General features: G+C 28.4%; 11 protein-coding genes. 4 read left to right on the top strand and 7 right to left on the bottom strand.

Translation table 11 applies throughout. The features are described from left to right. Nucleotides 1–64 precede the first annotated feature (64 nt). The 6 genes from argJ to ACUN06_RS11390 all read right to left on the bottom strand — a co-directional run bounded on the left by argJ (nt 65) and on the right by ACUN06_RS11390 (nt 6,698). Entirely contained in the window at nt 65–1,291 is a 1,227-nt protein-coding gene (argJ, locus tag ACUN06_RS11415) for a bifunctional ornithine acetyltransferase/N-acetylglutamate synthase (protein ID WP_449389824.1), read from the bottom strand. 86 nt (nt 1,292–1,377) lie between these two features. After that, nucleotides 1,378–2,412, bottom strand: a complete 1,035-nt coding sequence (gene argC, locus ACUN06_RS11410; RefSeq protein ID WP_294369029.1) for an N-acetyl-gamma-glutamyl-phosphate reductase — start codon at nt 2,410–2,412, stop codon at nt 1,378–1,380. Next, nucleotides 2,400–3,800, bottom strand: coding sequence for an argininosuccinate lyase (gene argH, locus ACUN06_RS11405; RefSeq protein WP_449389823.1), 1,401 nt, complete (start codon nt 3,798–3,800; stop codon nt 2,400–2,402). Before argH ends, argC begins: the two co-directional genes overlap by 13 nt. Before the next feature lies 1 nt (nt 3,801). Beyond that, entirely contained in the window at nt 3,802–5,025 is a 1,224-nt protein-coding gene (locus tag ACUN06_RS11400) for an argininosuccinate synthase (protein ID WP_331892018.1), read from the bottom strand. 504 nt (nt 5,026–5,529) lie between these two features. Further along, entirely contained in the window at nt 5,530–5,910 is a 381-nt protein-coding gene (locus ACUN06_RS11395; RefSeq protein ID WP_294125443.1) for a DUF4363 family protein, read from the bottom strand. Nucleotides 5,911–5,912: 2 nt separating this feature from the next. After that, complete coding sequence (locus tag ACUN06_RS11390) at nt 5,913–6,698, bottom strand: DUF421 domain-containing protein (RefSeq protein ID WP_302538169.1); 786 nt, start codon at nt 6,696–6,698, stop codon at nt 5,913–5,915. Nucleotides 6,699–6,922: 224 nt separating this feature from the next. Between ACUN06_RS11390 and ACUN06_RS11385 the strand changes: the two genes are divergently transcribed. From ACUN06_RS11385 to ACUN06_RS11370, 4 genes are all read left to right on the top strand, one after another. Beyond that, on the top strand, nt 6,923–8,419 hold the full coding sequence (locus ACUN06_RS11385) for a nucleoside kinase (RefSeq protein WP_449389822.1): 1,497 nt from the start codon (nt 6,923–6,925) through the stop codon (nt 8,417–8,419). An 82-nt stretch (nt 8,420–8,501) separates the two neighbouring features. Further along, nucleotides 8,502–9,173, top strand: coding sequence for an L-serine ammonia-lyase, iron-sulfur-dependent subunit beta (gene sdaAB / locus ACUN06_RS11380; protein WP_291732256.1), 672 nt, complete (start codon nt 8,502–8,504; stop codon nt 9,171–9,173). Between the two features lie 7 nt (nt 9,174–9,180). After that, a complete protein-coding gene (gene sdaAA, locus ACUN06_RS11375; RefSeq protein ID WP_294369013.1) occupies nt 9,181–10,059 on the top strand; it encodes an L-serine ammonia-lyase, iron-sulfur-dependent, subunit alpha in 879 nt (292 codons plus the stop codon). Nucleotides 10,060–10,260: 201 nt separating this feature from the next. Then, nucleotides 10,261–11,085: a hydroxyethylthiazole kinase gene (locus ACUN06_RS11370; RefSeq protein WP_291732252.1), complete on the top strand. Its 825-nt coding sequence runs from the start codon at nt 10,261–10,263 to the stop codon at nt 11,083–11,085. A 340-nt stretch (nt 11,086–11,425) separates the two neighbouring features. On the opposite strand, the gene fba is transcribed toward ACUN06_RS11370, so the two are convergent. Further along, nucleotides 11,426–12,289, bottom strand: a complete 864-nt coding sequence (fba, locus tag ACUN06_RS11365) for a class II fructose-1,6-bisphosphate aldolase (RefSeq protein WP_291736541.1) — start codon at nt 12,287–12,289, stop codon at nt 11,426–11,428. Nucleotides 12,290–12,312 lie beyond the last annotated feature (23 nt).

Raw genomic sequence — 12,312 nt, 5'->3', positions numbered from 1 at the left:
TCCACCTCCTATAGCTTTAATAATTAGAGCAGATTTAAAATGGTTAATTGATAAGCAAAAATTATTAACTGCGATAATCACCATTAATTTTTACATAATCATAAGTTAAATCACAGCCCCAACAAGTTGCTTCTGAATTTCCTTGTTTTATATCTATTAAAATTTTAATTTCATTTTGAAATAATATTTCTTTTGCTTTAGATTCATCAAAGATTACTGGAGAACCATCTTTACAAACAAGTATGTTTCCAGCAGTACTTGAAAAAGAAATATCAACTTTTTCAGGATCAAAATCTATATTAGAGTAACCTAATGCACAAAGAATTCTTCCCCAATTAGCATCACTTCCAAACATTGCTGCTTTTACTAGGCTTGATGATATTACACTTTTAGAAAGAATTTCTGCATCTTCAATAGAATTTGTATTTTTAACAGTGCACTCTATAAGTTTAGTTGCACCTTCTCCATCTTTTGCAATTTTTTTAGAAACATATATATTTAAAGCTGTTAGTGCTTTTAAAAATAAATTATAATTATCATCTTTTTCAGTTATAGTTTTGTTATTGGCAAGTCCATTTGCCATAATTAATACCATATCATTGGTGCTAGAGTCACCATCCACACTAATTCTATTATAGGAACGATTAACACTTTCTTTTAATGCTTCTTTAAGAAGAGAGGGAGAAATAGAAATATCAGTTGTTATAAAAGAAAGCATAGTAGCCATATTAGGATGAATCATTCCAGAACCCTTAGCCATAGCTGCAATTGTTATTTTTTTATTTTCAATTTCAATTATAATTCCAGCTTGCTTTTCAGTAGTATCAGTAGTCATAATTGCTAATGCGGCATTTTTAGCTTCTTCAAAGTTAGATGATAAATTATTGACTAATTTAGGAATACCATCTTTAATTGCATCTATATTTAAAGGAACTCCAATTACACCTGTTGATGCAACAAGAACATTATCATTTTTTATATTTAATTTTTCAGCACAAATTTGTGTCATTTTTTTTGCATTAGATAAGCCATTAGCACCATTACATGTATTAGCATTTCCACTATTAATTATTATTGCTTGAGCTTTTTTATTATTTAAATGCTGTTTAGTTACAATAAGAGGAGCACCTTTAACTTTATTTTTTGTATATACTCCACAAGAAGAAGCAACAACATCAGAGTATATTAAAGCTAAATCCTTTTTTAATAAATTCTTTTTCAAGCCACAATGAATTCCAGACGCTTTAAATCCAATAGGAGAGCATATGGTTAAATTTTTGTCTATAAACATAAAATAATACCTTCTTTCTTTAAAATAAGAAAATATAAATCAATAAAAAAATTAACTTTTTAGATAGTAAATTAAATTTATTAATATTAAAAACTAGGTGCTATTAATTTAAGACCTGTATTTTGAGGAATACCAAGCATAATATTCATATTTTGAATAGCTTGTCCTGCAGATCCTTTTACCATATTATCTATAACACTAATTATAATAATTTTATCTTTTCTATAATTTTGATGAAGTGATATATGACAATTGTTAGTGTATTTAACATGTTTTATTTCAGCAGTTTGTCCTAAAGGTAGTACATGGACAAATTCTTCATTTTCATATTGTTTTATATATATAGCGTGAATTTCTTTTAAGGTAAGTTTATCTTTAGTTTCGCAGTAAATTGTAGATAGGATACCTCGATTAATAGGAAGCAAATGAGGAGTAAAAGTTATTTCAACATTTTCATTTGCCATACAAGATAATGTTTGTTCTATTTCTGGAGTATGCCTATGGCTTCCAACACCGTAAGCAGTAAAGTTTTCATTTGCTTCTGCAAAATGAGTTTTTAATGAGAGACCTCTTCCAGCACCAGTAATACCTGACTTTGAATCACAAATTATATTTTTAGTATGAATTAAATTATTTTTTAATAAAGGCATAAGGCCAAGTGAAATACTTGTAGGATAACACCCTGGATTTGCAATTATATTATAATCCTTGATTTTATTACCATTAAACTCAGGTAATCCATAAATACTTTTAGAATGAAGAGATTTGTAAATGAATTTTTTGCCATACCATTGTTCATAAGTAGATTCAGAAGTTAATCTAAAATCAGCTCCTAAGTCTATTACTTTTTTATTTTTATTTATTGCTTGTTCTGCAATTTCCTCACTTAATCCGTGAGGAAGAGCAGTAAAAATTAAATCACTTTTATTAATAACGTCACTTTTATCTTTACATATTAAGGCTGTTTTATTAAAAAAGCTTTTATATACAGAGCTAATTTCCTCATCCTTAAAGGTAGAAGAGGAAATAGCTGAAACTGTAATTTGATCATGATTAAGTAAAAGCCTTAATAATTCAACGCCAACATATCCAGTGGCACCAATTATTCCTACTTTAAACATGATAAATTCTCCTTGTTTGTTTTAATAAATTTTTCTAACATTTCAATTTGTATTTTCACTGATGAGGAACTTGGACCTCCAATAACGTTTCTTTCTTCAACACAAGTTAATAAATCAATTGCATTATATATGTCTTCTTCGAAGATAGAAGAAAATTTGTTGAATTCTTCAAGTGTTAAATCATCTATAGCAATATTGTTATCTATGCAATAAAGAACAATTTTACCAACAACTTCATGAGCATTTCTAAATGGCATACCTTTCTTTACAAGATAATCAGCAACATCAGTAGCATTAGTAAATCCACCAGAAGCAGATTTTTTCATATTATCTTTTTTAACTTTCATTGTTTTTATCATTCCATTGAAAGTTTGAAGTGAAAGGAGAGTAGTATCTAATCCATCAAATAATGCTTCTTTATCTTCTTGCATATCCTTATTATAAGCAAGTGGAAGTCCTTTCATTACAGTAAGTAATGTCATTAAATCTCCATAAACTCTTGGACATTTTCCACGAACTAATTCTGCAACATCTGGATTTTTCTTTTGAGGCATTATACTACTTCCTGTACTATAGCTATCATCTAATTCGATAAAATTAAATTCACCAGTACACCAAAGAATAATTTCTTCAGAAAATCTTGATAAATGCATCATTATTAAAGAAAGTACAGAAAGAGATTCAATTGCATAATCTCTATCAGAAACAGAATCTAAACTATTAAGAGTAATTTTAGAAAATCCAAGTTCTGATGCAACAAAGTCTCTATCAATTGGATATGTAGATGTTGCTAAAGCTCCACTTCCAAGTGGCATTTCATCAAGTCTTTTATAACAATCAAAAAGTCTGCCTATATCTCTTTTAAACATTTCACAATAAGCTAATAAATGGTGGGCAAAGGTAATTGGCTGAGCTTTCTGCATATGAGTATATCCTGGCATTATTGTAGTTATATTATCTTTTATTTTTTCTAAGAATGTTTCATGAAGATTTAAAACTTCTTGAAGTATAGTTTTTAAATATTTTTTTAAGTATAATTTTGTATCTAAGGTAACTTGGTCATTTCTGCTTCTTCCAGTATGAAGTTTTTTACCTTCATCACCAATGTAATAAGTCAAGATACTTTCAATAAAACTATGGATATCTTCAGCATCTTTATCTATTTGTATAGTTCCATTATCAATTCTAATTAATATTTCTTTTAAGCCTTCAACTATTTTTTTACTATCCTCTGATGGGATAATTCCTTGCTTTCCAAGCATTTTAACATGAGCAAGGCTTCCTTCGATATCTTCCTTATAAATTCTTGAATCAATTGAAATTGAGGAGTTAAAGGTATTAACTAACTCATTAACTCCTTCAGTAAATCTTCCGCCCCAAAGTTTCATTTTATTTATCCTTATTTTTTAAAGATTCTTTCATCTTTGAATTTACTACTGTTGGTAAACCATAAAGATTAATGAATCCTTCAGAATCCTTTTGATTATATACGCCATCTTCACCAAAAGTAGCATATTCTTCGCTGTATAATGAATAAGGAGATGTCATACCGGCATTAATAATATTACCTTTATATAGTTTAAGCTTAACTTCACCTGTAACAGTTTCTTGAGTTTTATCAACAAAAGCTGAAAGACTTTCTCTAAGTGGAGTGAACCATTCACCGTTATAAACTAAATCAGCAAATTTTAATGCAATTGATTGTTTAAAGTGATGAGTTGCCTTATCTAAACAAAGTTCTTCTAAATCAGCATGAGCTTTGTAAAGAATAGTTCCACCTGGAGTTTCGTAAACACCTCTTGATTTCATACCAACAAGTCTATTTTCTACCATGTCCATAATACCAATGGCATTTCCTCCGCCTATTTTATTTAATTCTTGAATTAATGAGACCCCATCCATTTTTATTCTATTAAGTGCAACAGGAATACCCTTTTCAAAGCTTAAGGTTATATAAGTTGCAGTATCAGGAGAATCTTCTAATGTTTTACACATTTCCAATATCTTATCATATTTAGGTTCATTTTCAGGAAATTCTAAATCTAATCCTTCATGGCTTAAGTGCCAAAGATTTTTATCTTTACTATAATTAGTTTCATAAGTTATTTTTATTGGTATTTCTCGATCTAATGCATATTTAATTTCTTCTTTACGAGATTTTATATTCCAAATTCTCCATGGTGCTATAATAGGTATTTCAGGTGCAAAGTTTTTAACTGCAAGTTCAAAACGAACTTGGTCATTTCCTTTACCAGTACAGCCATGACAAATTGCATCTGCCCCTTCCTTTTTTGCAATTTCAACAAGTCTCTTTCCAATTAAAGGTCTAGCAAAAGAAGTTCCTAATAAATATTTTCCCTCGTATACAGCTCCAGCTTGAAGGGTAGGGAAGATATAATCATAAACAAATTCCTTTGTTAAATCTTCAATATAAATTTTTGATGCTCCAGTTTTTAATGCCTTTTCTTCTAATCCTTCTAATTCATCAGTTTGTCCAACATTGCCAACTACAGCAATAACTTCACAACCATAAGTTTCCTTAAGCCATGAGATTATAATTGATGTGTCTAATCCTCCTGAATAAGCCAAAACAACCTTATTAAATTTTTTCATATATAAAAAGCCCCCTTTTTTTACTTAGTTTCAAATGACAAGTTTCAAATGATAAGTTTAGGTATAAATTCAGCTTAGGTTGAATTTAAAAATATATTTTCAGAAACCACTTTTATAGTTTATAGTTTTTAGTTAGTAGTTAGTAGTTAGTAGTTAGTAGTTAGTAGTTGATGTTGAAATTCCTTGGGGAATTTCTTTGATTTATTTTTTAGAAACTCCCCTAGGAGTTTCATCCTTAACTTGCCACTTGTCACTTGCCACTTATCACTAATAACTTGCCACTTGTCACTTGTCACTGATTTAAAGTTTCATCCTTAACTACTAACTAGCCGTGGTTTCCTATATTTTTATTTTAATACATAAAATGGAATGGTTTCTTGATGTTTATAATTATACACAAGTATGTATAATTATGCAATAATTTTTTGAGGTTTTGTATAAAAAATGTGTTTATGCAAAAAAGTGCTATATAAATGCATAAATATAATTAGTTGTATAAATTTATTAAAAAATATTTTCTATATTTGGAACTTGTAATTCTTTCATATGTTCTGTGCTAGATTTTAAGAGATGCAAAGAAGCATCTGATTCACCGTAATCATCTCTTTCAATATAAACAGTTAATTTTAATGCTTCGTTTAGCATTACGTCATAATCAAGATGATTTACATATATTGCAGCAAGTTTACCTTTATCTTCAATTAAATTATATATATCCATTGCTTTTTCAAAGTTTTCTTCTTTAGATAAAGAGTCTATATTTTTTTCCATTTCTTCGCACTTTAATATAACTTCGGAGCAAAGATTTTTAAAACTAATATCAGTATAAGTTAAAAATCCTAATAATATTATAAAAAGAAAAATAGAAAATAATGAATTTTTCATTTTTAAGCTCCTTTCTTATTTTTGTTTTTATCATAAAGTTGATAATAAAATTTTCCTTCAGTATCTGTCATGGCAATTAATACATCTTTTATTGAGTTTATGTGATGTTTTTTTAATTCATGCTCAATCCATACTTTATTTTTACCACTAGTTGTTAAAGCATTTTTATTAACATGGCCATCTAAAACATATATAATTGGAAGTTTAGGCACTTTTGAAGTCTTATTTTTTGAAGCATTATCATTTGAAGAGAAAGTATTTTGAGAAGAAGAGTTAGTGCTTGTTGATGATAGTGGTTGAGTATTTGAACTACAAGAAGTATAACATGAATCACCACCCGAACTACTTTGAGAAGTTAAAAAAGATAATTGCCCATTATTTTCTAAAATTGCATACTCAATATCATTTAAATCAAAATAACCTGCTAATCTTAATTCTTCCATAAGTTCATCTAAATTAATTTGTTGTTTTTTTAATGCTTCATAATTTATTTTTCCTCTACATACTAAAATGCAAGGTTCACCTTCTAATATTTTTCTTGTAAGCTGACTTTTGAGTTGTAATTGAGTTAATATGGTTTTTATAAATAATAAAGTTATTATAGGAATAATTCCAAGAATTAAAGGCAATCTGGTATCTTGCATTGGTAAAGCAGCAAGATCAGAAATCATTATTGTTATTACAAATTCATATGGTTGTAATTCACCAATTTGTCTTTTACCCATTAATCTCATTACAAGTATTACTAAGAAATATAAAAAAATTGTTCTAATTAAGACAATAAACATATTAAATCACCTCTAGTAAAAGTATTTGTAAATAAAATGCTTTTATTCAGAAAAAATAATAGAATATTTTGATGATAGGTATATAATAAAAGTATAGGGCTATTAATAAAAAGGATAAATAAGCTGCTAAATTTTATAATAAAGGATAAAATATTAGTTTAATGTAGGTAAAAATATTTTTAAATTTAAAATAATATTATAAGAGTTTAGATAGGTGATTAGGTATGAAGGAAAAGAGTAATTTAAAAGTAAAAAGAGATGATAAAGTTGAAAAAAAATATACAAGGACATTGCAATTTATATTTATTAAAGCAACTTTAGATTTGTATCCAAATTCTAAGATTACAATTCAACATAGTATTGGAAAAGGTATTTTTGGTGAAGTTTTTAAGGAAAAACCATTAGACAAAAATGACATAAAGAAAATAAAGGATAAAATGCAGGAATTAATAAAAAGAGACTTACCAATAAATAAAGTAAATGTTACAAGGGAAAAGGCTATTCAAATTTTTAAGTCATACAATATGGAAGATAAAGTTCTTTTACTTAATCAAATAGATTTAAAGGAAATAGAATTATATGAATTAGATGGAAGATATGATTATTTTTATGGGCCAATGAATGAAAGAACTAGTGAAATAAAAGGCTTTGATTTAATTGATTATGAAAATGGATTTATTTTAAGACGACCTACTGAATATGAAAAGTTTACTTTATCAGAATTTGTTGAACAAAGAAAAATGAGAAATGTATTTAGAGAAAATGAAAAATGGTTAGATATTTTAGAAGTTGGAAATGTAGGCTCACTTAATAAAAAATTTGACGAAGGTGAATTAGTTAATTTAATTATGATTTCAGAAGCTCTTCATGAAAAGAAGATTGCAGAAATTGCAGATAAGATTTCTGAAAGAAAGGAGGTTAAATTAGTATTAATTTCAGGACCAAGTTCTTCAGGAAAAACTACATTTGCAAATAGACTTGGAATTCAATTAAGAGTAAATGGAATTATGCCAATTCCAATTTCTTTAGATGATTATTTTGTTAATAGAGATCAAACACCAGTAGATGAAAATGGTGAATATGATTTTGAAACTATACAATCTGTAGATATAAATTTATTTAATAAACATTTAAATTTAATTTTACAAGGGGAAAAAGTTGAAGTACCACAATTTAATTTCATTAAGGGAGAAAGAGAGTGGACAGGTAAAAAAGTTAAGTTGCCACAAAATGGTGTTATTATAGTTGAGGGTATTCATGGATTAAATCCAATATTAACATCACATATTGATGAAAAGTATAAGTTTAAAATTTATATTTCTGTATTAACTCAATTAAATTTAGATAATCATAATAGAATTACAACCACTGATGTAAGAAGAGTTAGAAGAATAGTTAGAGATCAGTTATCAAGGGGGCATGGAGCAGAAGATACATTAAAAATGTGGCATAAAATTAAAAGGGGGGAAGAAAAAAATATCTTTGTTTATCAAGAAGAAGCTGATATTATGTTTAATTCAACTTTAGTTTATGAATTATGTGTTTTAAAGAAATATGCATTAAAGGAGCTTGAAAAGGTTAAAGAAGATAGTAGCGTTTATGAAGAGGCTAATAGATTAAAAGTGTTTTTGGGGTTTTTTAGAGAAATAGATATAGACATTGTACCAGAAAATTCTATATTGAGAGAATTTGTTGGAGGAAGTATTTTTTACAAGTATTAAGATAAGTATACTAAGGATTCTATTTATTAGAATCCTTAGCAAAATAAAATTATAAAATTTACATAACAAAATGGAGAGAAATATGAAAAGTGTAGGTGTTTTTGATATATTAGGACCTATAATGGTTGGACCATCTTCTTCTCATACTGCAGGAGCAGCAAGATTAGGAAAAGTTGCTAGAGCTGTTGCAGGAGCAGATATTGAGGAAGTAACATTTTATTTACATGGTTCATTTGCTAAAACTTATAAAGGTCATGGAACTGATAGAGCATTAGTTGCTGGAATATTAGGGATGGAGCCAAGTGATTTAAGACTTAGAGATTCTTTAGAAATAGCTAGGGAATTAGGATTAAAGATAGATTTTAAGGAAGCTGATTTAGGTGATGTTCATCCAAATACAGTTGAATTTATTATAAGAGGAAAAGAAGGTAATTATGGATTAATAGGTTCATCAATAGGTGGAGGAAGCATAGAAGTTACATCGGTTAATGGAAATGCTGTTAATTTTACTGGGGCATATCCAACAGTAATTGTTTCAAATAGAGATGTTCCTGGAGTATTATCTAAAGTGGCATCAATTCTTTATGACAATGATATAAATATAGCATTTATGAAGGTGTTTAGAAATCAAAAAGGTAAGAATGCAACAATGGTATTTGAAGTTGACCATGAAATTACAGCTGAAATAATAGGAAATATAAAGGCTATAGAAGGAATAAATAAGGTAATAATGATTAATCCAATTAAGGAGTAAGGATAGAATGTTAGCAAGAACAGGTGAAGAATTATTAAAGATTTGTGAAGAAGAAAGCATATCATTAAGTGAATATGCTATAAGAATAGAAATGAGAGATAGAGAATTATCTCGAGAAGAAGTATATAAGAAAATGGCTAAAAATCTAAAAGTCATGAAAGAAGGAGCTACAGAAGGGAGAGAAAAGCAAGTTAACTCTTTAAGTGGGCTTATTGGTGGAGATGGATATAGAGTTCAAAAATATTTAGAAAAAGGAAATACATTAACAGGAGATATCACAGTAAAAGCAATGGCAATGGCTTTATCTTCATCAGAAGTAAATGCTTCAATGGGAAGAATAGTAGCTTGTCCAACAGCTGGTTCTTGTGGTATTTTACCAGCAGTAATTTTATCAGCTGGAGAAAAGTTAGGTAAAAGTGATGAAGAACTTATTGATGCATTATTTGCTTCAGCAGCAGTTGGTATGATAATTGGAATGAATGCTACATTATCTGGGGCTGAAGGTGGTTGTCAAGCCGAATGTGGTTCAGCATCAGCTATGGGAGCTGCAGCAGTAGTTGAAATGATGGGTGGAACGCCTAAAATGAGTTTAGATGCAGCAGCTATAGTTATTAAAAATGTATTAGGTCTTGTTTGTGATCCAGTTGCAGGACTTGTTGAAATACCATGTGCAAAAAGAAATGCAGCAGGAGCTATAAGTGCTCTTTGTACAGCAGATATGGTTATGGCTGGAGTAAGCAGTAAAATAACTTTTGATGATACTGTTTCTGCAATGTACAAGGTAGGTAAGAGTCTTCCATCATCATTAAGAGAAACGGCTCTAGGGGGAGTTGCAGTAACAAAGTCTGGATTAGAGCTAAGAAAAAAGGTATTTGGAGAAGAATAGCAAGTGGTAAGTGGCAAGTTTGAGGAAAAAATTCAGCTGATGCTAAATTTTAAAAAGATATATTTTAAGAAACTCCGTAAGAAGTTTTTTCCTTAACTTATCACTTGAAACTAAAAAATATCGTTGTAACAATATAGATTTTGTCGAATAATATGTTATTAGGCAAGCGTGCACTATAGATAATAAAGTGAGGAAAATAATATGAGGCTTAGTGAGGAGTCTATAAAAAATGTTTTAGACTTGCTAAAGAAAAAGCTGCCTCTTGTATATTGTTCTTGTGGAATTGAAAGATTAAGTGATTTAAGCAGGGGAATAATATATTATAATGGAAAGGTAAAATCTAAATTGGATAAAGACAATGATGAATTTAAAAATATAAATACATTATTGATTTTCTTAGATGAAATAAGAGATAAGAATATTATAGATATAGAAAAAAAGTTAATAGCTATAAATAAAAAAGGGGTAGTATTATTAGAAGCCAAAGGAATAGATGAAATAATATACAAAAGAAATTTAGCATTTAGCTTAATTAATAGGTATAATATTAATATTTTAAAGGGAACTAAAGAAGAAATAAATTCATTAATAGCACTTGAAGATAATGAGAAAAATAAAAATTTTAATTATAGAAATTTTGCAAAAACAAATGACTGTATATTGATTATTAAAGATAAAAAATATTATATAACTGATGGATATAGTGAGTTTTATATAAAAAATAAAAATAAGTATTTTAATGATGAAGAGTATATAGATAATATATATACAGGAGTTTTAGCAAGTAGTATTGGTATATGCAATAATAAAAGTGAAATTATCCAATCAGTTTTAATTTCTACTTTATCTTTTTATATAGCACAAGAAGCTTCAATAGAACTATTTAAATATCAATTTGAAGATGATATAGATAAAAATGATATAAATTTAGTAAATGAATATCTTTTAGAAGAAATATCAAAAATTAATGTAGATAAAATTAAATCTTATGGAGATGTAGAGTATTATTTTAAAAGAAATAGATAAAAAGAAGTTCTAATTCATATGAGATATATGAATTAGAACTTCTTTATTTATTACAATTTAGTAAGTTATTTTTAACATAATTTGAATATATTAATTCAAAATGTTATACGATTTAAAGAGGGGTATAAATTATTTTAAGGGATTATGTGAGGAGTGAGTAAAATGAAAAAACTTTAGTAGCATTTTTTCATATTGACAAGTGAAAAGTGATAAGTTGTGGATGAAATTCCTTAGTGAATTTCTAAGAATATATTCTTAAATTCAGACTAGGCTGAATTTATACCGTAACTTGTAACTAAATAAAAAGAGCACTTTTGTGCTCTTTTTATATTAAAAGGAATTAAGCTTTGTTGATTGATCCGAATAATTCCATTTTTTCTTTAACTGTAGCTTTGATTGCTTCGAATCCAGGATTTAATAATTTTCTTGGGTCAAATCCTTTTCCTTCTAAGTCTTTTCCAGCTTCGATGTAAGCTCTTGTAGCTTCTTGGAATGCTAATTGACATTCAGTGTTAACGTTGATTTTAGAAACTCCTAAAGAGATAGCTTTCTTAATCATATCTTCAGGGATTCCAGTTCCTCCGTGTAATACTAATGGCATGTTTCCACAAGCTTGGTTGATTTCTTCTAAAGCATCAAAAGCAAGTCCTTGCCAGTTTGAAGGGTATTTTCCGTGGATGTTTCCGATACCAGCAGCTAACATAGTAACTCCTAAATCAGCAATTGATTTACATTCTTGAGCATCAGCAACTTCACCTTTACCAACAACTCCGTCTTCTTCTCCACCGATTGAACCAACTTCTGCTTCTAAAGATAATCCTTTTTCAGAAGTAACTTTAACTAATTCAGTAGTTTTTTCAATGTTTTCAGCTATTGGATAGTGAGATCCATCAAACATAACTGATGAGAATCCAGCTTCCATAGCTTTGTAGCATCCTTCATAGCTACCGTGGTCTAAGTGTAGAGCAACTGGTACAGTGATGTTTAACTCTTCTAACATACCGTTAACCATTCCAACGATTGTCTTGTATCCACACATATATTTTCCAGCACCTTCAGATACTCCTAAGATTACTGGTGAGTTGTTTTCTTGAGCAGTTAATAAAATAGCTTTTGTCCATTCTAAGTTATTGATGTTGAATTGACCAACAGCATATTTTCCTTCTCTTGCTTTGTTTAACATTTCTTTAGCTGAAACTAACATGGCAATACCTCCGTATATTTATA

It is taken from the genome of Clostridium sp. ETTB3 (genome assembly GCF_053571985.1).
Note: the sequence above shows the minus strand (reverse complement) of the source record. Positions and strands in the feature narration are given on the sequence as shown.